The organism is Agrobacterium sp. 10MFCol1.1 (genome assembly GCF_000381165.1).
Lineage (GTDB): Bacteria > Pseudomonadota > Alphaproteobacteria > Rhizobiales > Rhizobiaceae > Agrobacterium > Agrobacterium tumefaciens.
On record NZ_KB906087.1, the window covers coordinates 18,328 to 40,247 of the forward strand.

The following is a 21,920-nucleotide window of genomic DNA, read 5'->3' on the forward strand; positions in this document are numbered from 1 at the left end:
GATGCCTAGTTCATTCGAAGAAATATCCCCTGCCGGTTATGCGTGGTCAATCACGCCAGCTGACGGAGCAGATCTCGTCAAGCACACCCGCGCAATCTACATCGGCGGTGATGGCAACGTTGCATGTGAGGCATTCGACCCCACGACGCAGAAGCTTGCCAATGTGACATTCTCTGGCCTCGTCGCCGGCACTGTCCTGCCTGTGCGTACCAAGCGCATTCTCTCCACCGGAACCACCGCAACAAACATCATCGCGCTGGCGTAACACATATTCCGGCACCAACCTTCGGGAGTGCTACATGGACGTTAAAGAAACGGGAAAAAACCAGATCGGCAAAGGCAAGGCCGGCCCGGGTCGCCCTAAAGGCATACCGAACAAAACTACCACGCTCATCAAGGATGCAATCATCCAGGCGGCAACAAATGCTGGCGATGGCGACATGGTGGAATACCTCACGCAGCAAGCGCGATTGAACCCCGGACCGTTTATGGCCCTTCTCGGCAAGGTTCTCCCTACGCAGATTGCCGGCGACGAGGATAACCCCATCAAGACCATAACCGAGATCAGGCTTGTCGGCGGTTGATGTTCGTCTGCCGCCAAAGCTTGTTCAGGTATTCACCGGCTCGGCGGACATAAGAGGAGCGTACGGCGGGCGCGGTTCAGCGAAGACACGCTCTTTCGCCAAGATGACCGCTATCCGCGCTTATATGTGGGACATGGCAGGCAGGGAGGGGCAAATCCTCTGCGGTCGCCAGTTCATGAACTCGCTGGCTGATTCATCTCTTGAGGAGATCAAGGCCGCCATTCGCTCAGAGCCTTGGCTGCTTGAGCATTTCGACATAGGCGAGAAATACATCAGGACCAGAAGCAGCCGCGTTTATTACTCGTTCGCTGGTCTTGATCGAAACGTTGACAGCATCAAGTCGAAAGCTCGCATTCTCCTCTGCTGGGTCGATGAAGCTGAACCAGTCACCGAAGAGGCATGGCAGAAGCTTATTCCCACACTCCGCGAAGAGGACAGCGAGCTTTGGGTGACGTGGAACCCTGAGCGCAAGACCAGCCCAACGCACAAGCGGTTTAGGGAATCGTCAGACCCTCGCATGAAGGTCGTAGAGCTTAACTGGCGTGATAACCCGTGGTTCCCTTCCATTCTTGAGCGCGTCCGCCTGAAGGATAAGGCTGAACGCCCCGACAGCTACGATCACATATGGGAAGGTGATTTTGTGACAGTTGTCGAAGGCGCCTATTTTGCAAACCACCTCACCACAGCGAAGAACGAAGGTCGCATAAGCCGCGTTGCCGCTGACCCGCTGATGACGCTACGCCTCTTCGTGGACATCGGCGGTACTGGTGCCAAGGCTGACAACTTCGTGATCTGGGTTGCGCAGTTCATCGGCAAGGAAATCAGGGTACTCGACCATTACGAGGCGCAAGGCCAGCCGCTGGCAGCGCATCTCAACTGGTGTCGCGAACGTGGCTACGAGCCGAACAAGGCGCAGTTCTGGTTGCCTCACGACGGTGACACTCACGATAAGGTTTTCGATGTCTCTTACAAGAGTGCGTTGGAGGCTGCTGGGTATAGGGCAACGACTGTTCCAAACCAAGGCAAGGGCGCAGCGTCTGCCCGCATTGAGGAAGCCCGCCGGCTGTTCCCGCGCATCTGGTTCAATGCCGACACGACAGAAGGCGGACGTGATGCCCTCGGCTGGTACCACGAAAAGAAAGACGAACAGCGAGGCATTGGCCTTGGCCCTGACCACGATTGGTCATCTCACAGCGCAGATGCGTTCGGCCTGATGTGCGTCGTCTACGAAGAACCAGTTACGAGCAAGCGATCTGACCCGCGCAATTACTCGTCTCAATCATGGATGGCGTAATGGCAAAAGACAAAGGCAAAATGGACGACCTTCTGTCTAACGGCAGGAAGGCGTTCCAGCGCTGCAACGACTACGAGAAAGAAAACCGTCAAACATCGCTTGACGACATCAAGTTCTCTCGTCTGTCGCAGCAGTGGCCGTCCGACATCGTAAAGCAGCGCGAGCTTGAGCAGCGTCCTGTTCTGACTGTCAACCGGATGAAGGCATTCATTCGCCAGGTTGTGAACGATTCTCGCCAGAATAAGCCGCAGATCAAGGTACACCCCGTCGATAGCGGTGCGGACCCCAAGACGGCAGATGTCATCAATGGCCTGATCCGCAACATCGAATACACGTCGAATTCTGACGTTGCCTACGATACCGCAATTGAGCAGAGCGTATCCGGTGGCTTTGGCTATTGGCGCATCGGGCTTGATTATGCCTACGAAGACACGTTTGACATGGATATTTCCATAGACCGTGTCGCCAACCAGTTTTCCGTATACGGCGACCCCGACAGCATGAGCGCAGATTCCTCCGACTGGAATGTCTGCTTCATCGTCGATCGCATGTCGAAGGAAGCCTTCAAGCTCAAGTACAACGGCGCGAAAAACATCAATGGCGAAGCGGTTACAACCGATCTCGACAAGGACGCACAGCCGGTTGATTGGGATACAGATTCTTGGGCCGCGCTCAACAACACATGGGTGAATGACGACGGCGTCATGGTTGCCGAGTGGTGGCGCCGCGAGGAGGTCGAAGAGGAAATTGTCAAGCTCTCCAATGGTCACGTCTATTGCGCCGATGAGCTTTATCCGTCCGAGAAAGAGCAGGGCGACGAGGAAGAGGCAGAGAAGTACGAGGACGTTGGCACCGACGATAACATGCAGGCTGTCCGTGCCCTCCTGGCCATGGGTCAGCTTACCGTTGTCGATAAGCGCGTTCGCAAGGTCCACAAGGTCACGCAAACCATCATGACCGGCGCTGATGTGCTGGAGGTCAACGAATGGCCGGGGCGCTACATCCCAATCGTTCCTGTTTATGGTGACGAGATCATCGTCGAGGGCAAGCGCTTCTTCCGCAGCCTCATCCATGACGCCAAAGACAGCCAGCGCATGTTCAACTACTGGCAGTCAACAGCAACCGAGCTTGTGGCGCTCGCCCCGCGCACGCCGTGGATTGGTCGCAAGGGCACTTTCGATAGCGATGCAACCCGCTGGGCAACCGCTAACACGCAAAGCCATGCCTTTCTTGAGTATGACGGGGAGATGCCGCAGCGCCAGCCGCTCGACGGTGGTCAGGCTGTAGGCGCTATATCGCAGTCTCTTGCACAATCCGACAACATGAAGGCCATCATGGGCATCTATGATGCCTCGCTCGGTGCAAGATCCAATGAGACGAGCGGCAAGGCCATCATGGCGCGTCAGAGGGAAGGGGATGTTTCGACATTCCATTTCATCGACAACCTGTCTCGGGCAATCCGCCATACCGGCCGCATTCTGATTGATCTCATCCCGCGCGTTTACACCTCTGAGCGTGTCATTCGCGTGATTGGCGAGGATGGCTCGGCGCAGACAGTGAAGGTCAACGGCAAGACGCCAGAGCCAGCAATGGGGCCAGATGGTCGTCCTGTGCAGGATGAACGCGGCGAAGTCATTATGGCCATGCATGATCTTACTGTCGGCAAGTACGATCTGACGGTTACGACTGGCCCGAGCTTCACCACACGCCGTGAAGAAGCGGCAGCACAGATGACGGAGCTTGTCCGCGCATTCCCGCAGGCGGCTCCATTCGTTGCCGACATCATGGCTCGCAACTTCGATTGGCCAGGCGCAGACGAGATTGCCAAGCGCTTCGAGGCCATGAACCCGGCCAAGCAAAACCAGATACCGCCGCAAATCCAGCAACAATTGCAGGAGATGCAGCAGGCAATCCAGAAGCTGGCCAGCGAAAACCAGTCGCTCAAGCAGGGCCACGACATAAAGGCGTTCGACGCCGAAACCAATCGCCTCAAAGTCGAAGGCGACCTTAAGCAGCAGCAAGTCGATACAGGCCTCAGGCTGATCGACGCTGCCGCTCCCCAAAATCCACCCACGACCAACCGCTAAGGAGTCGATCTTAAATGGAAGTTGTAACGACGGAAGCACCCGGCGAAGGACTGGTCACGCCAGCAACCGAGGCCACGCAGCCCGCTGTACCGGTTCAGGAGCAGGAAGAACAGCCTGTTGAAATTACTGATACCGAACAACCGACTGAAGAAACCACGGCTGAGACGGAAGGCGGTGAAAGCACTGAAGAAGGTGCAGAAACCCCCGAGCCTCAAGAGCCTGAGACGGTGGAAATCGAGTTTGACGGGGAAAAGTTCAACGTCCCTGCCAAGCTAAAGGCCGGCTTCATGATGAATGCGGATTACACCCGCAAGACGCAGGAAGTCGCAGAGATGCGCAAGGAGGCTGAGACCGTCCGCGAAGAAGCGGCCAAGGTTTATCAGAGTTCGAAGGAATTCATCGAGGCTAACGCCGTGATGATGAACGTCGACAGCCAGTTGAAGCAGTATGAAGGCCTCGACTGGAACCGACTTGAGCAGGAAGACCCCGTTGGTGCGATGTCGCACTGGCGGCAATTCCAGCAGCTTCAGCAGCAGCGCGGTCAGGTCGCTCAATACCTGCAAAACGCCGAATCCGAACGTAGTGCAAAAGCGGAGCAAGACATTGCCACCCGCCTGCACCAAACCGCCGAGTTCGCGCAGAGAGAAATTCCCGGCTGGAACCAGCAAGTGGATCAGGAAGTCACGAAGTTTGCGACGGACTTCGGCTTTACCGCCGAACAACTCCGCGCCTCGATGACGCCTCAGATCTACAAAGTCCTGCATCGTGCAATGTTGGGCGAAAAGCTCCTCCAGCAGCAGAAATCAGCACCAAAGCCAGCACCAAAACCGGCCCAGCCTCTGAAGACCGTCACCGCCAAGGCATCGCCAGCGGTCTCGAAGAACCCGGAGGACATGAGCATGGACGAGTACGTGGCTTATCGCAAGGCTCAAGGAGCCAAGCTCTAACCCCATCCTTTTTAGAGGACCATTCTCATGGCAAATAGCGTCAAAACCGTATCAATGATCGCCAAAGAGGCGGTCATGATCCTCGAAAACAACCTCGTCATGGCAAAGCAAGTGCATCGCGGCTACGACGAAGAATATGGTCGGAACCCGAACGGCTACAAGATCGGAACTACGATCACGATCCGCAAGCCGACCGACTTCACTGTTCGTGACGGGGCGACCGCATCCACCCAGGATGTGGAAGAAGGCTCGACCACCATTGTGGTCAATAAGCAGAAGGGCATCGACTTCCAGTTCACCTCTCAGGAACTGGCCCTGTCGATGAACCAACTGTCCGAGCGCGTCATCCAGCCCGCAATGGTGCAGCTTGCGAACCAGATCGACGTTGATCTGATGGGCCTTTACAAGAGTGTCCCGTCTTGGGTTGGCACTCCTGGCAACGTCGTCAATTCCTATTCCGACTTCTCCAAGGCTCCAGAACGACTTAGCGAGTTGGCTGTCCCAACCAGTGATCGTTCTGCCATTCTGTCTCCAGCGGACAACTGGAACATGCTCGGTTCCCAGACCGCACTATACATTCAGGGGGCGGCGTCAGAAGCATATCGCGAAGGTTCTCTGGGTCGCATCGGTGGTATCAACACCTTCGAAGCTCAGAACGTGCCGACGCACACCGTTGGTGTTGCGACTGGTACGCCGCTGGTCAACGGCGCCAACCAGAATGTGACATATACCAGCGTCAAAGACACATTCACTCAGTCCCTGATTACCGATGGCTGGACGAACTCCACCACCGGCATTCTCAAGGCTGGTGACGTGTTCACGATCGCCAACGTCTTTGCCGTCAACCCGGTCACGAAGGCAACGCTGCCCTTCCTGCGTCAGTTCTCGGTTGTTGCCGATGCTGACTCCGGCGCGTCTACTGGCCCCTCCACGCTGACGATCACTCCTCCGATCATCACGTCCGGCGCCCAGCAGACCGTTTCCGCAGCGCCTGCCGACAATGCCGCCATTACCGTTCTCGGTACGGGTGGCGCTGGCTACCGTCAGAACCTCGTGTTCCACAAGAACGCGTTCGCTCTGGTCACGGTTCCGATGGAAGCACCGCAGGGTGCCGTCAACGTGTCCCGCCAGTCGTACAAGGGCATCAACGTGCGCCTTGTCCCGTACTACGACGGCACGAACGACATCAGCAAATGGCGTCTCGATGTTCTCTACGGCGTCAAGGCCATCGATCCGCGTCTCGCCACGCGCCTCTCTGGCACCCCGTAACCTTCTCCCCAACTGTGGGGGCTGTAATGGCCCCCATTTTTTCGAGGTGCGACGATGGCAATCACAAACTACACCGAGCTTCAGGCGGCCATTTCCGACTATATGGCCCGCAATGATATCTCTGGCAAAGCGGCAGAGTTTATTGCTCTCGCAGAGGCCCGGCTGAACCGGCAGATCGATTCCATCGCCTCTACAATCGTTCTGAACGGCGTCGCCAACCAGAATTACATCGACATCACCGCCATGAACATCATCGAGCCTGTTTCGCTCTATGTTGACGGCGTGATCCATGAGTTTTCCATCACTCCAAAGCCGCAGGGTTCCTTCCCATACTTCGATATAGCCGCCACGCCTTCGCAGTGGTGCATTGAAGAGGTTATCGACGGAGCCAACCGCTATTCCTATATCCGCTTCGACCGCGCGCTCGATGTGCCTTACACGTTCCGCTTCACCTATCAGGGACGGTTTGCGCTTTCCGACGCGGTTCCGACGAATGAATTTCTGACAAACTACCCCGACGTCTACCTTGCTGCATCAATCGTGTGGGGTTGCCTCTACACCAAGTCCGTCAAAGACGGCGCGATGTGGAAGACGGTTCTTGAAGAGGGCTTGCAGGAGGCAAAAAGCACCTATGCCCAGAGCAAGCGCGGTGTCCTTACGGTTGATCCCATGCTTCGCCGCCGCACAGCCTACAGCTTTAACCTGGATACGGCAGTATGAGGCTCGCTTTCGGCCCGTTTGAGCCTGACAAGAGCGTTTTCAACGCCGCCGTCAGTGGGAACGTCATAAACTGCTTCCCCGTTGCCAACGGCTGGGGGCCTATGCCGGGACTGTCAATCATCTCGGCAGCGCTGCCAGCGGCATGCCGTGGCGCGGTCTATGTTCGCGACAGTTCAGGCAACTATTCCATCATAGCGGCCACGGCGACCAACATTTACCGGCTGAACACGACGGATTATTCGTGGGATGACATTTCGGGTCCATCGGCGCCGTACAACCTCAATCTGGTCGACACGTGGACGTTCACTGTGTTCGGCACGAAGCTGCTGATCCACAATATTTCGGACCCGATACAGGAATACGACATCGAGGCCGCCACGAATTGCGTGGATCTTGCTGGATCACCGCCGCAGGCGAAATACTCGTGGGTTTCGGGTGACTTTCTCGTCCTTGGTTATCTCGGCGGCGCCAACGGCGAAAAGACTATCCGCTGGTCAGGTGTCAACGATATTGAGTTCTGGACGATTGGCGAAAAGGGCGCCGACGAGCAGGTCTTGCCGGAAGGCGAGGAAATTATGGGCGGCTTCGGTGAGCAGAATGGCTTCTATGTCATCAACCGCAGCGCCATGCACTTCTTCGTATTCTCTCCGTCATCGGGCTACACCTTCACTCGCCAGACGCTGAACCCGAAGCAGGGGGCTATTTCTCCCCGATCGATCGTCTCTATCGGTCCTGGAATGTTCTTCTACCTGTCCGAAGATGGTTTCTTTGCCGGCGCGGATCGAAAGCCAATTGGCGCAGAGCGGGTTGACAAGTGGTTTCTGTCGCAGGTCGATATGACCTATCTTGGTGAGGTTCAGGGGTCGGCAGACCCTTTCGAAAAGATCATCTGGTGGAAATACCAGAAGACAGACGGCACGTTTCGCCGGCTTGGTTACGATTGGCAGCTTGATCGCTGGTGCACGACTGACTTGCAGGTAGGCGAGATGATGTCTCTGGTCACCCCCGGCGTGACATGGGACGGCCTTGCCACGCTGTATTCTTCTATAGACGCAGTTACCGAACCTTTCGACAGCCGCCTTTTCCTTGGTGGCCGTCCTACAATGGCGACATTCACTTCAGACAATAAGCTTGCATTCTTCTCGGGCGAGAACCTGGGTGCAACACTCGAAACAGCTATTGTCGAGACGGACCCGGTCATACGGACGTTCTGCCGATCAGCACGTGTCATCACTGATGCGCTTGGTTTCTCCGTTACAGACGCTGTTTATGGGTATCACGGCGATACCGGCACTGCATCTGCCCCGCAGACAGTCAATCGCGCTGGATTGTTGAGTTTCCGTCAGGATGGGCGCCTCCACAAGTTTTCGTGCGCAATCCCTTCGGGTACCGACTGGTCAATCATCTCCGACATCGAGGCGACATTCGAAGAGGCAGGTGAGCAATGAGCGTCAACGCCAGTTACTCCGGCAATATTCGGAAGCCGGTTTGCACAGCGCTTGCCGGCGCATCGAAAACGCTTATCGGAGATGTCGCAGACGACAGGACGAACACGCTCGCGTCGTGGTCTTTCGTCAACCCTACCGGATCAGCGGTAAACTGCGAACTATACTGGAATGACGGCACAACTGACCGCCTTATCTGGAGAAAGTCCGTTGCAGCAAACGATACGCAGGTTGAGAGCAATCTGCCTGTTCGCCTTGATGCAGGCAACTCGATAAAGGCAGTCGGCGCCGCTTCGGTGACTGTCACGCTCATCTATGTGCTGACGTATCAGGTATCATGAACATCTACATCGCAAATATCGCTGACGTTGATGCGCTGTGGCAGACGGTCGGCCCTCGGTTTGATGCCATCATGGAGAAGTATGGAGACGACCTTTCGACCGGTGAGCTTTGGCAAATGTGCCGATCCGGTCATGCCTTCCTTGTGATTGTGCGCGATGAGGCAGGTTTGCTGATGGCTGCAATCGTCCGCTTCGAACGCTGGAGCAACGGCGCGGTTCTTCGTGTCCTGTCTCTGGTTGGCGAGAAGATGGATGTGTGGGGCGCTGCCGTCAAAGCGTTCCTTTCTGACATGGCGAAGTCCAACGGTGCGGGGCGAATTGTCGCTGAAGGTCGCGACGGATGGGCCAGAATTTTTGATGAGCCGAAGAAAATTCGCTCAACCTACGTGATGGAGCTTTAATATGGTTGGTGGCGGAAAGCAGACAACGCAGACGCAATCCTCCGAACCCTGGTCCGGGGCGCAGCCCGCTCTCAATCAGGCTATTGGCGGCGCGCAGGCTCTGTACAACGGGCGCATTGGTTCGCAGGTCTATGATGGCTCTACGGTCGTTCCGTGGGCCTCCCAGACGACGCAGGCCATGGGCAACATTGAGAACAATGCCAACGCCAACACAGGCGGTGCGGGCCTCTCTGGGCAGTATCAGGGTGTCATTAACAGCGGTGGCTATAATGCTGCCCAGCAGGACGCGCTGCGCAACACGCAGAACCTCGCAAACTCCTCCTATTCTGTCTCGCCGGAGCTTCAGAAGGTTCTCGACGCGCAGGCCTCCAAGGTCGGTGACAGCGTCAATCTGAACGCATCGGCCGCCGGTCGGTATGGTTCTGGTGCAAACCAGAACCTGCTTGCGAAGAACATTGGCGATCTAACCAACAGCACGATATTCAACGATTATAGCAACTGGCAGGGCCGCAGGGATTCCGCGAACACGAACCTGTTCAACATGGGTCAGCAGGGATTTGGCAACCTGGGCGCCGCTTATACCGGCCTCAATGCACCAAATCAGGATCTGATGAACGTCGGCGCGATGAATGAAGACCTCGCCACCCGCTACAAGAATGACGAGTTGCGCATCTTCAACGAGAACCAGAACAAGCCGTGGGAGCAGCTGGGTCGCCTCAATGCTATTGCGACGGGCGCCGGTTCCATGGGTGGCACGCAGACAACAACGCAGCCGGGCCAAAACCCATTCTTGACTGCTGCTGGCTACGGGTTGTCAGGTCTTGGCCTTCTTGGTGGCCTGTTCTAAGGGGTATACGACATGGCACTTTTTGATAATTTTGCCTCGAACCTGTTCCCCAGCGTTCAGCGAAATAGCGATGCCCTGCTTCAGTCTGGTCTTGGTCTTCTTTCTGGCCGAACCGGGAACGAGCAGGCAGCGATGGGCCTCAAGGGGTTTTCCGACGCGCGCAAACTGAACAAAACGGTTGAGTTCCTGAAGGCGGCTAATCCAGAGCTTGCGCAGGCTGTCGAAAGCGGAACGCTTGGCGCCGGCGATGCCTACAAGCTCTACTATCAGCAGAAGCTTGAGGCACAGAAGCCGAAAAACAACTACATGGCAGTGGGTAAGGCTCTTTACGATACAAGCAATGGCCAGTGGATTACTCCTCCGGCTAGCGTTGGTGGCGCGGATGACCAGGAATATGGTCTGAACCCTCAGTATGGCACGGATGCGAATGGCAATCCCGTTATCATCCAGTTGAGCAAGGGCGGCACGTCTCGGCGCACGGCTCTCCCCGAAGGGGTGACGCTGTCGAAAGAGCCTATTCGCATTGACGCCGGCACGCATACGGTTCTGCTTGACCCAATCACGCGACAGCCTATTGGCCAGATCCCGAAGAACCTTGCCGACGCCGAAGAGCAGAAGGCCGGTGGCAAGGCCTTGGGAGATGCGCGCGCCGCGCTGCCGCAGGTCGAAGAAGCTGGCAACAATATGCTGTCTACGATCGATAGTCTTGCAAGCGACCCTTATCTCGATAGCATGGTTGGTTCGGTTCAGGGCCGCATGCCTAATTTGACCTCCGATGCTGCCCGCGTGCAGTCAAAGATGGACCAGATCGGTGGCCAGTCATTCCTTCAGGCTTATAACGCTCTTCGCGGCGGTGGCCAGATCACCGAAGTTGAAGGCAAGAAGGCGACGGAAGCCATGGCGCGCCTTAACACGGCGCAGAGTGAGGCGGACTATCGCCAGGCTCTCGGAGAACTCCGCACTATCGTTCAGACAGGCCTTGCGCGCGCCCGTCAAAAGGCTGGTGGCGGCGCTCCGTCTGGTGGCGCGGCAAAAGGCAATCGCACGTCTTCGGGCGTAAGCTGGAGCGTTGAACCCTGATGGCAACACTCAACATGGCGACACAAAACGCTTCTGGTCTTCTTTCCCCGGGGAACATTGATCTTTCAAAGCGACCAGTTGTCAAAAACCCTGACGGCTCTATTAGCACCGTCCGATCCATGTCGATTAACGAAGATGGCCGGGAAATCCTGATCCCTACAGTTTCACCGGATGGTCGTGTCCTTTCAGATGATGACGCCGTGAACCTGTATCATCAGACCGGCCAAAACCTTGGTATATTCGATACCCCTGAAAACGCTACCAAGTACGCAGAAAGTCTGCACACGCAGCAAGAAGGTATGTATGCGGGAAAGCCAAAGGGCGTAACACTCAACATCAACGGCAAAAAGGTGAAGGTGGACGATTCGTTCCTTTCCCTCTCGCCGGAAGAGCAGAATGCGACGGTTGACGAGATCGCTGCGTCTCTTGGCCCCGCTAAACAGGCAGGCCCGAATGACGAGCCGGCAAAGCCCACGCCCAGCGGTCGCCATCTTTCTTTCGAGGAAGGACAGGCTGAGCTTGCAAAAGAAGAGCAGCAGGGTATTGGCGGCAAGGCTGGTGCATTCCTGACCGGCGCTATTGGAGACCTCCCCATCGTCGGGCCTGCGTTGCTTGGTGGCGCCCAACGTACAGCCGCAGGCATTGCGTCCGCTATTGATGGTGATAGTTATGCCAACAACCTGAAACAGGGTCGAGTTGCGACGGAAGCCGCGCAGGCGGAAAACCCCGGTTCCAGACTGGCCGGCGCCGTGGTCGGGAATATTGGCGCAATGGCACCAATTGGCGCAACGGCCACGGGAGCGCGTTTGCTTGGCATCACCGGTAAAAGTCTCGGGCAACGCGCCCTCATGTCTGGTCTTTCCAGCGGTGCAATTTCTGGCGCTGACGCTCTTGTTCGCGGTCAGGGTGTTGATGGGGCGATTGGAAGCGCGCAGATAGGCGCCGGTATTGGCGCCGCAGTTCCGATTGTTGGCGCTGGCCTCTCTGCCGCTGGTCGCGCTATAGGTGATCGTGTGCGTCCCACGGTTAATGCCATCCTGAACCCTGCCGACGAAGCAAGCCGACGCGTCGGTATGGCGCTCTCTCGCGATGCGCAGGCTAATCCAGGATCATTGCTCAGCAGCGCGGATGAGGCCGCCGCAGCGGTCAACAACGTGCCTATCATCAACGCTGACAGGGGTGGAGAAACCACACGTGCGCTTGCACGGTCGGTAGCTAACCAGTCACCTGAAGCCCGCGCTGCAATCGAGAACGTTGCCTCTGACCGGTTCGGGTCTCAGTCGAACCGCGCCATGGACTTCATCAAGCGCATTACGAGCGGTCAGGTCGATGATTTGACATATCAGGAGACGCTCAAGCGCAATGCGGCGATCGTAAACCGGCCAGCGTACAATGCAGCCTTTATGGCGCCTGAAGCTCAGCAGGTGTTCACCCCTCGCATTCAAGAGTTGATGCAGGCCCCATCTTTCCGCCGCGCCGTCGATCAGGTCCCGAAACGATCAGCCGACCGTGCCGCAACGCAGGGCTTCAAGGAGATAGGCAATCCGTTCACCAAGAACAGTAGCGGCGCATATGTCTTGACGAGAAAGGCAGACGGAACGCTGGTAACGCCGTCTCTTGAGTTCTGGAACCAAGTCAAAATCAACCTTGATGACGGCATTGGCACCGCTCGGCGCGCAGGAAAGAACGCACTGGCTGCGGATCTAACGGCGCTGAAGTCGGCACTTGTTGACGAACTTGACGGGATTGTGCCGCAGTACAAGACTGCGCGCGCTGGTGCCGCTGCTTTCTTCGGTGCGGAAGACGCGCTTGAGGCTGGGAAGAAATTTGCCAATACGCCACGCCTTGTACCGGAGGCCAAGAAGGGCTTCGAGTCTATGAAAGCGCCGGAGCGTGAGGCATTCGCAACCGGCTATGCCTCCGAGTTGATCGACAAGATCAGGTCTTCCGGCGATCGCACCAACGTTATCAATTCCGTCTTCAAAAGCCAGTCGGCTAGGGACTCTATGGAATTGGTGCTTGGCCCTCAGCGAATGAAAGAAGTTGAAGCCTATGTCCGCGTGGAGGATCTAGCCGATCGTCTGCGTGGCGCTATGGGCAATTCCACCACGGCGCGGCAGCTTGTCGAACTCGGGATTGGTGCGGGTGGCGGCGCGTTCCTTACTGGTGACTGGTCTGGCGCACTGGCGGGAGCGGCGGCTATGCGTGGTGCGCGATATCTCGGGCAGCGCGTGGATAACAACGTTATGCAGCAGGTTGCAAAGCTTTTGACGAGCAACAATCGCGGCGCTCTTAATGTCGCCGTTCGCCAAGCAGCGCGGCAGCCTGCATACATGAAGGCTATCGAGGCACTGAGTAACGCTCTCGCTGTTCCGTCAAGAAGCGGCGCTGTTCTCGGCGCCCAAATGTCGGCTCAATAGAACCAGGACAAAGTCCACGCGCCAAGTGATTGAGCGTAATTGGCTTTCAACCATATGCCCAAAGGCATCAGAAGCGCTACCGCTAGAAGATGACCGATGATTGTCCATGCGTCCGGTCTTTCCATCAAAAGCTCGTGCAGTTGGTGTAATAGCCATTGCGCGAGCAGGTGGTGTTAATCGGCCTGTTGAGCGCGTTCATGTTGTTCTGCGCCTGAATGCCGGCACCCATCATGCTCATTGAGTTTGCAAATCGTATACGCCTGTCCCGATTTGAGGCCATGCGCTCTTGATCCATCTGATAAACGCAATTGGCGTGCTGCTGGGAGCCAACCTTAAATCCGTAACCTTCACAGGTCTTGCGGATTGAAGCAAGTTCCGGGCCAACAGCCGGCCGCTCAGCGGCGCAGCTTGGTAGCAAAGCAACTGCAAACAAGGATAGAAATGCTGCTCTCACCGGCAGGCCCTTTCGTATAGGTCGATCACGTCTTTGGATTGATCTGATTTGACAACGGTAGAAGCGGCGTCATCGCTTAGCGCTTTTGATTGGCCAGTCGAGAATGCGTAAGCCTGGATGTAGAAAGCCTTCTCACCCTTCCAAACTTTGCGACCGTCGATCTCTTTGCAAGGTTTTGCTTTGTCAAAGTCCGGTTGAAACTCATCGACAGTAGAAAAACCATCTGCGGCATTGGCCGCCAGAGGCGCGAAAACAATCGCTGCCAAAACAACAAGCTTCTTCATCCCCGGACCTTTCGAAAAGACTTCTTAGGATACGCGAAGTTTCAGCTTCCTTCAAGGATGCCCCATGGACAGACGCCAAGAATTTTACAACGAAGTATACGGCCACGCGAAGGCCGCAGGGCTGGATGACACCCGCGCCCATCTCGCGGCGTCTCAAGCGTCGCTTGAAACCGGTTTCGGCCGCAGTGTGGCCGGCAACAACTATTTCGGCGTCAAGGCCGGTTCGTCGTGGACTGGCCCTACAAAAAACGCCCGAACATGGGAAGAGGTAGGCGGCAAGAGGCAGAACATCACCGATCGCTTCCGCGCTTATGACAGCCCCGTCCAGTCACTTCGAGATTGGGCCTCTACTGTCGGTAACAAGTGGTCAAGCGCACTGTCTGCGCCAACCTTTGCCGAAGCGGTCTCTGCACTCGGGGCAGGCAAGCCGGGTGGCTATGCCACAGACAGCAAATACGGGTCGAAGCTGAACAGCATTCAGGGAACATACGGCAAGGATGTCGGCCTCCTAAACGCAATAGCGCCCGACATTCGCAGCATCCCGACCCCCACGGCTCGACCCGAACCTACCTACACCGCGCCTCTCTCCTCCGTTCAACGCGCCCCCTTGCAAGAGGTAGCCATGTCTCCATTCGATGCGAGCCGTTTCGGGCCTGCTCCGACTTCACCCACGTTCGACGCTACCCGCTTTGCATCTCCCAATGCTGTAGCTCAAGGGAAGGCGGCTCTTCAGCGTGGCCTGCTTGATCAACAGCTGTCAGTCGGGATTTTGCCGAATATTCCGCCAGCCGTTACCGAAGTTCCTGCTTACGTTGACCCCAAGGTTTCCGTTCAGCCGTCTGTCGGCGTTCAGCCATCCGTGGCTGTCGCGCAAGCTGCGCCTGCTCGCTCAATATCCCAGATGACAACGGGCGCCGTCTCTGCCCCACAGATTTCGGCACGTCAGCAACAGATCGCCGCGCAGACCACGAGCGACATGCGCAACCGCAGCATTCTCGGGACACTCGGCGGCGCTATCCTTGGCGGCGCGCTGCTTGGCCCAGCTGGCGGCCTCCTCGGCGGTTATCTCGGCAAGAGCTTCTCCAATAGCGGATATCACCCTGCCGCCCCTGAACGTCTCAATCCGAATGGCACAGATGACCGCAGCTATGGCGGCCTGAACGACTACGGGCGCGACGCCTACAACGAAAGCAAGGACTTCCGTGACGCCGTTGATAGCGGTTCAGCAGGCCTTTGGTAAGGAGAGCCATTAATGGCGAAGAACTCACTTCTTGACTACAGCACCACGCCAGACAGCAACACCGATATCGGCGGCATTGGTATCCAGGGAACATCCGCTGTCAATAACTTCGACAATGCCTTTCGCACACTCATGGCGCAGATGCGGCAGGACCTCGACTACAAGCAGGTTTATGCCTCGAAAACGGGCAATTATACCGCCGTCCTCAATGACAACAATGCTTTCATCAAGTTCAGTGGACCGTATACTCTATCGCTCACTGCAGCAGCGACACTCGGACTTAACTGGCATGTAAAGGTTAGCGCTGAAAGCGGCGCGATCACGGTTGACCCCAATGCGGCCGAAACCATCAACGGCGTTGATACACTGATTATCCCGCAAGGGGCGATCGCGACAATCGTCTGCGACGGAACTCAGTTTTTTGCGTCCCTCGATGACAAGACATCTCTTGTCTCGAAGAGCGCCAACTACACGGCTTTGGCGGGTGATGATGGCGCGACATTGCGATTTACAGCCACGGCCACCCTGTCTTTGACAGCTGCCGCAACACTCGGCGCCAACTGGCGCATTACCGTTCGCGCAGAAGGCGCAGACATCACAATCGATCCTAATGGATCAGAGCTGATCAACGGCGCGTCCACGTTGACAGTTCTGGATGGCTCGACGGTCGATGTCATTTGCTCCGGAACGGCGTTTTACGCCTCCGTTTCATTCCAGACCGCAACCGCAATCAACAAGTTCTCTGGCGGATGGGAGCCAATTGGAAAGTTGGCCCTAACGGGTCAAACGTCGTTTGCCGTAACGGATCTTTCCGCTTACTCGATGATCCGCTGCACCTATTACCACATTGTCACAGCACAGAGCGTTCTGATCCAGTTCTCGACGAACAATGGCTCATCCTGGCTAACTTCGACGGCAGACTATTTCTACATTTCCACACAAACCGCATGGAACGGCACAACCTCGTCAGTGGCTGGTGATGCGAATGCCATCGCCGGCCTCTCTCTTGGGGACGAGGTTTCAGGGGGCGTGATCAATATCGTTAGCTTCAATAAAGCTCGCATCTGTCAGTCGACATCCACGCAATCGATTGACACGAGTTCCCTCAGAATTTCGCGAAACATCTCACAACGCACCATCGGAACGACCGCGCGAAACGCCTTGCGCATAATTTCGTCGGCTGGCGGCGGCATTAATGGTGAATTCCAGTTCGAGGGGATCCGTGGATGACTTTATCAATCTACAATGCCCTGACGGGCGAGAGTATCACTCGTGACATGACACCGGAGGAAGAGGAAGAGTTTTTGTCCTCTCTTCCGCCCGCACCAGAAGATCCAGTCGGATCTCTGGAGCCTCAGAGGATTGCCTGTGCAATGCAGGTAATCATTCAGGATCAGGAAGTGGCAGGCGTTCTAGGTGTTTTCCGTATCGGCGGCATGATCTACGTCGATACCGGAACATTCCTCGCAATATTCATCCACAATCTTGGCGAAACCTCTCCGTTTGTCGTTCCCAATAACGGCGTCAGCGTCTCGATCGCTGAGTGGGGAGGCGATTACGCCATTCTTGAAGTTCGCGATCATGCCGGCGGAAATCTGATTACGCCGCCAACATTCGGATTCTCCCTCTACAACTTCTAAGGACACGGAGTCATGGACATGAGCAAACTTGTGCTTGAGCGCACCGCCAACGGCGTTACCAATCTCGAAATCATCACATGCGTTCCCGGCCTTGAGGCGGCGGTTGCTTTCCAGCGCCTTAAGAATGAGCCTCCGGCCCCCGGCCAGACTAACCCCGGCCCAACAGGCCACAAGGTTTGGTGCTGGGACACGATCCCGAATGCAACGCAGGTGATCGGCGTCCTGACCTATGACGGGGCAATTACGCTCCAGTCCACGGCGTCGCTGTCTCAGCCGCTTATTACGGCCTTCAAGGCTAATCCGACCGCCTCGCCTGACGGCCCTGACGGCGTTCTCATCTACGCCTGAATAGAGGCTTCCCCCATGCTCATCCGTAATTGGCGGCGCGTGCTTTGGCGCGCGTCATCCCTTTGGGCTGTCTACATAGCGACGGCTCTCCAGATCGCTGAGAACGCCGTTCCGTATGCCGCCGATTACCTGCCGTGGTGGGTTCCGGTCGCGGTTCTGGTTCTCGCCCCTCTGTTCCGCATTATCTCGCAAGGAGGCCTTGATGCCGATAGACACCAGTAAAAGCAGGCTGAAGAAATCCGGCGCGCTCATGGCCGGCGCGGTCGCCCTCGTCGGCGCATGGGAAGGCGTTAAGACGGTTGCCTATAAGGATATCGTAGGCGTGCCAACGGTCTGCTTTGGAGAAACCCGTGGTGTCAAGATGGGTGATCGCTACACCATGGACGAATGCCGCGCCATGCTTGGCGATGCCCTTGTTGAGTTCGAGACGAACATGCGCAAGTGCCTCAAGGCCCCCGATTTGATTCCTGACAAGCCGTACACCGCGTTTCTGTCGCTCTCCTACAATATCGGGACCGGGGCATTCTGTGGCTCGACGGTTGCCCGTAAGGCAAACGAGGGTGACCTGAAGGGCGCTTGCAACGCTATCCCGGCATGGAACCGCGCAGGCGGTCGCGTCGTCAAGGGTCTCGTCAATCGTCGGGCTGAAGAGCAGAAGATCTGCCTTGAGGGTGTCTGATGTCAGTCCTCACCTACATCTACATGGCGGTAGGCGCGCTGGCGATGCTGGCCCTCGCACACCTCTACAACGAGACGATCGACAATCCCTATGTGCGGCGACAGGCTTTGGCCGGATACGTGCAGCAGTCGGAACGTGATGCGCTTCAGGCTCAACTGGACAAGGAGCGCTCTCTGCGTGAGGCGGCTGACCAATCATTAGCCGCCGCCACGAAACGTGCTGACGAAGCCACGAAGGCACGAGAGGCCGCAGAAGCAGAGGCCGACCGCTTGGCCGAAGAAGCCGCCAAGGACGCCAATCTCTCCCGCCCCAATGAAAGCGACAAGAAATGGCTATCCGAGCGCTGATCCTTGCAGCCGCCGCGCTGTTCCTCATGAGCTTTACCGGATGCCAGACGACCGGACAACGCCTCAAGGCCGCATCCGTCGTCAAGGGCGAGACTGACGCCCGCCGTCCCGTCCTCGTCCTCCCTGCCGCCTGCACAGCCGTTATGGAGCGCGTCAGGCTCCGCGACGAACCGTGGGTAATTCATTCGTGGCGCTGGAATGTCGCCGCCGACAACCGCGACCAGCTGGCCAGAGACTGCCAGGCATGGGCCGATGACTACAATAGGAGAATTGCACAATGATCGGTCTTGGACTTGGCCTATCTCTCGGATTGTCTGGTAAGCCGGGTAAGCTGCCGAATATTGCTCCTGTCACCAGTTGGCGTGTACCCGTTCTCGCTGCTTATGACAGCCTTGGTGATAGCGTTCTCGTTGCAGCTCTTGTAGCCGCTGGCTCCGACAAATCTCGGCCATCGTATCCGATCGCCGCAACCACGACCAGAACCGTGGCTTGGAAGCTGGGAGCCGTCGCCGCTCCGGGTGGCCTGCTTTCATTCGTATTCGAGGGGGCAAGTGCAACTGTGTCGGCTGCGTACAGCGACGATAGCACCGATGGTTCTAACGGCACGTGGACGGCAATCTCATATTCTCTGGTTTCTCCGACCGCATTCTACACAGGGCGCCGGCAACCAATTCCGTTGCCGGCCGCCGCATCTGGGCGCTGGGTGAGGCTGGTGATTAACAATCCCGCAGCTTCGACAGTCTATTCTGTTTACCCCTTGATCAACCAGCTGCAGGCCAGCAAGGTTCGCAATGATGCGCAGTTGATTATGGGAGCATCCCAGACAACGAACGGCTTCCTGTCGCTTGTGTATGAGGATGCAATACGGGCCGCATTTCCATCCTCCGATCCGATTGTCTTCAACTTTGGCGAAGCGGGCGAAACTGCCTCCGGTATTTTGGCGAACTGCTCTCCCGCCATATCGGCGTTCAGCTCTTTCGTTTCCCGCGTCTATCTCGACAACCTGATCGGGAATGACATCACGAACGCTCAGCCGATCAGTGATGATTCTCCGGCAAGTCTGACCACAATGAGAAGCCTTGTTGACCAGATCGTAGCCGCGTTCTCTGGCTGGAAAATTTTTACTTCCGATATCACTTTCCGCGAATATACCGGGGTAACGCCGGCAGCCCCTGATAATGGATCACTACCTTACAACCAGCAAATCATGTGGCCTGCCATCCTTGCGGATAACCCTGATTGCTTCGACAAAGCACTAGGTGTCTCGCGCATCAACCTATACTCTTGGGCGCTGTACAATCGAAATTGGCTGCAAGACCAGATCCATTACAGCAACTACACGACCTATCGTGAAGAGTTGGTGCGCACGATGGAAGGCCGCGTCCGCAATTCCAGATGGCCAGATAGCTATGCTCTGATGCTGGTAAAGCGGCTTGAGGCCGAGCGTCTTTACCATCTGAAGCGTGAGGCCGGATACGCGGTTAGCTCTCTCCCCGCATCCAGCACGAAGACAGCACTTCAGGCCCGTGTTGATGCCGTCACGAGCCTGTTGCCGTCACGCATGAAGATCAGCCACGGACCTGACGCAAACGCACCGCCAGCACCGTGGACTAACACCGCGAGAACAACCGTCGGCGCTGCTATTACGGACATCATTACGGAGGACGGCTTCAAGACCTCCTACGTCTGGAATATCTCCGTAGCCGGCAATGGCGCCTTTGCCTTCGGCGCCCAAGGTGCCGCTCCTGGCGCTGAATTCCCTGACAGCGTTCTGCTTGGTTATCTTTCCGATACCGTGGACAGCATGGCAGTCAAACTTACAAACGGTGATGCTTCGGAGCGCTACCGGATCAAGGCGATGGGTTCTCGCGCTGGCACAGGCTCTCGCCTTCAGGACTTTGTCATAGGTGGCGTTACGCAAACCGTCAACGTTCTTGGCAATCTCATAAGCGTTGCCGATTTCACTGGACTTGCTCCAACTGCCGGGGAAGTCGAAATGACCATCAACCGGGGTACGGGCAACACTACGGCGGTTTACCTAAACGGCGTCATCCTCGAAGCAAACGCCGCCTGACATCCATAAAGCTGAAAAGGAACCAGCATGACGACCACAGAAAAGAAATCCGAAATCGTTTCCAACGGCGTGGACGCACAGGCCCTGCTTGATAAATATCTCGCCAAGTCCTATCGCGCCGGCATTCGCTATGCGCAGGTCATAGAGGAGGCTGTAAAAAACGGCTTCTTCGTCAACCCGCTGGAAGCAAAGCGCATGCTTGCACAGGCCCGCTCGCTCTCTGGCAAGATTGCCGAGGCTGCAGAACTTGCCGCCGTGCTGCACCTGTCTGGCACGCAGCTTGCCAAGGACAACGATGTCGATCTCGGCTCGGTCTCGTCTGTCGGCGGCGTTGACTTCGTTCGGCGCGATACCGGCATGATCACTCCGTTCGGGGGCGGCCGTTAAGATGCAGTGGTATCACCTGACCATTATCGCAATCGCTGCGGTGGCGTTTCTCGTGTCAAGGGGAACGCCTCGCGCCTCGCTGTGGATCGTGGCCGTACTGGTGGCCTATCTTGGCCCAGTATTTTACCTCCATGCGCCGCGTCCCGATTTGCTCGGGTGGTATCCGCCTGACGCTGGCGTATCGTTCCTATTCGACGGGCTGGTGTATTTCATCATCACCCACAAACACGAAGAGGCGTGGGAAAAGCGCGGTCTCGGCACAATCTTCATGGTGTCGGCCACGATCGATCTGCTTCAGTGCTTCGGCGTCCTCACCGGATACCCGCCGCCGCTCTCCATCACAATGTACGGTTCAATCCTCGAATTCATGAATGTATTGGCGTTGCTGCTGATCGGGGGCATAGGCATCGGGGATACGCTCAGAGATGGCGGATTTGATATTTCTCGTTCTTATCGTCGTCATCTGGGTTCGGTTATGCACGTTGCCCACGCGAAAACGCACGCGTCGAAGCCGTTCAAGAAAGTGATGTGATGGTGGACCCTGATGATTATCGGTACATCGGCGCGCTGCTTGGGGCCGCGTCCGGTCTGCTTTTCGTAAAGCCCAAGAGCATTGTCGATGCGATCATGCGATTCGCCTTTTCCTTCATCGCAGCATCGATCCTGTATTTCGTGGTTCTCGACTATATGGCGTGGGATAAGGACGTTGACCACGTCGTTGCGGCGGCATGGATTACGGGATTTGCAAGTTGGCCTATCGCGGGCTTCCTGATCCAGAAGGCCAAGAAGCAGTTCGGGTGAACATAACCAGATTCCGGTGTGTCTTGTACGTGTCACGCCGTGTCACACGTACCGGAATCGTTCTGCTTTTAACTGCAAGGATAGAGACGCAGCGCAAAGCGAATATTTTACGAAAAATCGCACAAAGCCCTTGATCCTGCGATGGTTTGCCCGTATCAGGCGCTTACCGGAGAGGTGGCCGAGTGGTCGAAGGCGCTCCCCTGCTAAGGGAGTATGATTTACCTCCGTAAC

Annotated in this window: 25 protein-coding genes; 24 read left to right on the forward strand and 1 reads right to left on the reverse strand. The window is 56.6% G+C overall.

All coding sequences use genetic code 11. From position 1 onward, the window contains the following. Position 1: 1 nt before the first annotated feature. Genes F617_RS0126145 through F617_RS0126205 form a run of 13 tightly spaced genes read left to right on the forward strand, consistent with a single transcriptional unit; the run spans position 2 to position 13,435 of the window. Entirely contained in the window at positions 2 to 265 is a 264-nt protein-coding gene (locus tag F617_RS0126145; protein ID WP_019567354.1) for a hypothetical protein, read from the forward strand. Positions 266 to 299: 34 nt separating this feature from the next. Continuing rightward, on the forward strand, positions 300 to 584 hold the full coding sequence (locus F617_RS0126150) for a hypothetical protein (protein WP_019567355.1): 285 nt from the start codon (positions 300 to 302) through the stop codon (positions 582 to 584). Beyond that, positions 571 to 1,878: a PBSX family phage terminase large subunit gene (locus F617_RS0126155; RefSeq protein ID WP_019567356.1), complete on the forward strand. Its 1,308-nt coding sequence runs from the start codon at positions 571 to 573 to the stop codon at positions 1,876 to 1,878. The genes F617_RS0126150 and F617_RS0126155 overlap by 14 nt, the downstream gene beginning before the upstream one ends. Continuing rightward, entirely contained in the window at positions 1,878 to 3,965 is a 2,088-nt protein-coding gene (locus F617_RS0126160) for a portal protein (RefSeq protein ID WP_019567357.1), read from the forward strand. The genes F617_RS0126155 and F617_RS0126160 overlap by 1 nt, the downstream gene beginning before the upstream one ends. Positions 3,966 to 3,979: 14 nt before the next feature. Continuing rightward, entirely contained in the window at positions 3,980 to 4,912 is a 933-nt protein-coding gene (locus tag F617_RS0126165; protein ID WP_019567358.1) for a hypothetical protein, read from the forward strand. A 27-nt stretch (positions 4,913 to 4,939) separates the two neighbouring features. Continuing rightward, on the forward strand, positions 4,940 to 6,181 hold the full coding sequence (locus F617_RS0126170) for a P22 phage major capsid protein family protein (protein WP_026331084.1): 1,242 nt from the start codon (positions 4,940 to 4,942) through the stop codon (positions 6,179 to 6,181). A gap of 54 nt (positions 6,182 to 6,235) precedes the next feature. After that, entirely contained in the window at positions 6,236 to 6,901 is a 666-nt protein-coding gene (locus tag F617_RS0126175; protein WP_019567360.1) for a hypothetical protein, read from the forward strand. Further along, on the forward strand, positions 6,898 to 8,349 hold the full coding sequence (locus tag F617_RS0126180; protein WP_019567361.1) for a hypothetical protein: 1,452 nt from the start codon (positions 6,898 to 6,900) through the stop codon (positions 8,347 to 8,349). Before F617_RS0126175 ends, F617_RS0126180 begins: the two co-directional genes overlap by 4 nt. Next, on the forward strand, positions 8,346 to 8,687 hold the full coding sequence (locus F617_RS0126185; protein WP_019567362.1) for a hypothetical protein: 342 nt from the start codon (positions 8,346 to 8,348) through the stop codon (positions 8,685 to 8,687). The genes F617_RS0126180 and F617_RS0126185 overlap by 4 nt, the downstream gene beginning before the upstream one ends. Beyond that, the gene (locus F617_RS0126190; RefSeq protein ID WP_019567363.1) at positions 8,684 to 9,088 is read left to right on the forward strand and encodes a hypothetical protein; all 405 of its coding nucleotides are present in this window, start codon (positions 8,684 to 8,686) and stop codon (positions 9,086 to 9,088) included. Before F617_RS0126185 ends, F617_RS0126190 begins: the two co-directional genes overlap by 4 nt. A 1-nt stretch (position 9,089) precedes the next feature. Then, entirely contained in the window at positions 9,090 to 9,935 is an 846-nt protein-coding gene (locus F617_RS0126195; RefSeq protein WP_019567364.1) for a hypothetical protein, read from the forward strand. Between the two features lie 12 nt (positions 9,936 to 9,947). Further along, on the forward strand, positions 9,948 to 11,015 hold the full coding sequence (locus F617_RS27445; protein ID WP_019567365.1) for a hypothetical protein: 1,068 nt from the start codon (positions 9,948 to 9,950) through the stop codon (positions 11,013 to 11,015). Then, positions 11,015 to 13,435, forward strand: coding sequence for a hypothetical protein (locus tag F617_RS0126205; protein WP_155846302.1), 2,421 nt, complete (start codon positions 11,015 to 11,017; stop codon positions 13,433 to 13,435). Before F617_RS27445 ends, F617_RS0126205 begins: the two co-directional genes overlap by 1 nt. Before the next feature lie 450 nt (positions 13,436 to 13,885). Here the strand turns inward: F617_RS0126205 and F617_RS0126215 are convergent, their stop codons facing one another. Then, on the reverse strand, positions 13,886 to 14,173 hold the full coding sequence (locus tag F617_RS0126215; protein WP_019567368.1) for a hypothetical protein: 288 nt from the start codon (positions 14,171 to 14,173) through the stop codon (positions 13,886 to 13,888). Between the two features lie 64 nt (positions 14,174 to 14,237). On the opposite strand from F617_RS0126215, the gene F617_RS27605 reads away from it, so the two are divergent. From F617_RS27605 to F617_RS0126275, 11 genes are all read left to right on the forward strand, one after another. Then, positions 14,238 to 15,413, forward strand: a complete 1,176-nt coding sequence (locus tag F617_RS27605; protein ID WP_019567369.1) for a glycoside hydrolase family 73 protein — start codon at positions 14,238 to 14,240, stop codon at positions 15,411 to 15,413. Positions 15,414 to 15,425: 12 nt separating this feature from the next. After that, entirely contained in the window at positions 15,426 to 16,643 is a 1,218-nt protein-coding gene (locus tag F617_RS0126225; protein ID WP_019567370.1) for a hypothetical protein, read from the forward strand. Then, on the forward strand, positions 16,640 to 17,053 hold the full coding sequence (locus tag F617_RS28555; protein ID WP_155846303.1) for a hypothetical protein: 414 nt from the start codon (positions 16,640 to 16,642) through the stop codon (positions 17,051 to 17,053). The genes F617_RS0126225 and F617_RS28555 overlap by 4 nt, the downstream gene beginning before the upstream one ends. An 18-nt stretch (positions 17,054 to 17,071) precedes the next feature. Then, complete coding sequence (locus tag F617_RS0126235; RefSeq protein ID WP_155846304.1) at positions 17,072 to 17,401, forward strand: hypothetical protein; 330 nt, start codon at positions 17,072 to 17,074, stop codon at positions 17,399 to 17,401. Between the two features lie 202 nt (positions 17,402 to 17,603). After that, positions 17,604 to 18,080, forward strand: coding sequence for a lysozyme (locus tag F617_RS0126245; protein WP_155846305.1), 477 nt, complete (start codon positions 17,604 to 17,606; stop codon positions 18,078 to 18,080). After that, on the forward strand, positions 18,080 to 18,427 hold the full coding sequence (locus F617_RS0126250; protein ID WP_019567375.1) for a hypothetical protein: 348 nt from the start codon (positions 18,080 to 18,082) through the stop codon (positions 18,425 to 18,427). The genes F617_RS0126245 and F617_RS0126250 overlap by 1 nt, the downstream gene beginning before the upstream one ends. Further along, positions 18,409 to 18,708, forward strand: coding sequence for a hypothetical protein (locus F617_RS0126255; RefSeq protein WP_019567376.1), 300 nt, complete (start codon positions 18,409 to 18,411; stop codon positions 18,706 to 18,708). The genes F617_RS0126250 and F617_RS0126255 overlap by 19 nt, the downstream gene beginning before the upstream one ends. Next, positions 18,705 to 20,501 carry a hypothetical protein gene (locus tag F617_RS0126260; RefSeq protein WP_019567377.1) on the forward strand — a complete coding sequence of 599 codons (1,797 nt, stop codon included), beginning with the start codon at positions 18,705 to 18,707 and terminating at the stop codon, positions 20,499 to 20,501. The genes F617_RS0126255 and F617_RS0126260 overlap by 4 nt, the downstream gene beginning before the upstream one ends. 27 nt (positions 20,502 to 20,528) lie before the next feature. Then, positions 20,529 to 20,888: a hypothetical protein gene (locus tag F617_RS0126265; RefSeq protein WP_019567378.1), complete on the forward strand. Its 360-nt coding sequence runs from the start codon at positions 20,529 to 20,531 to the stop codon at positions 20,886 to 20,888. A 1-nt stretch (position 20,889) separates the two neighbouring features. Then, on the forward strand, positions 20,890 to 21,420 hold the full coding sequence (locus F617_RS0126270; protein ID WP_019567379.1) for a hypothetical protein: 531 nt from the start codon (positions 20,890 to 20,892) through the stop codon (positions 21,418 to 21,420). Continuing rightward, positions 21,420 to 21,689 carry a hypothetical protein gene (locus F617_RS0126275; RefSeq protein WP_019567380.1) on the forward strand — a complete coding sequence of 90 codons (270 nt, stop codon included), beginning with the start codon at positions 21,420 to 21,422 and terminating at the stop codon, positions 21,687 to 21,689. Before F617_RS0126270 ends, F617_RS0126275 begins: the two co-directional genes overlap by 1 nt. Positions 21,690 to 21,920 lie beyond the last annotated feature (231 nt).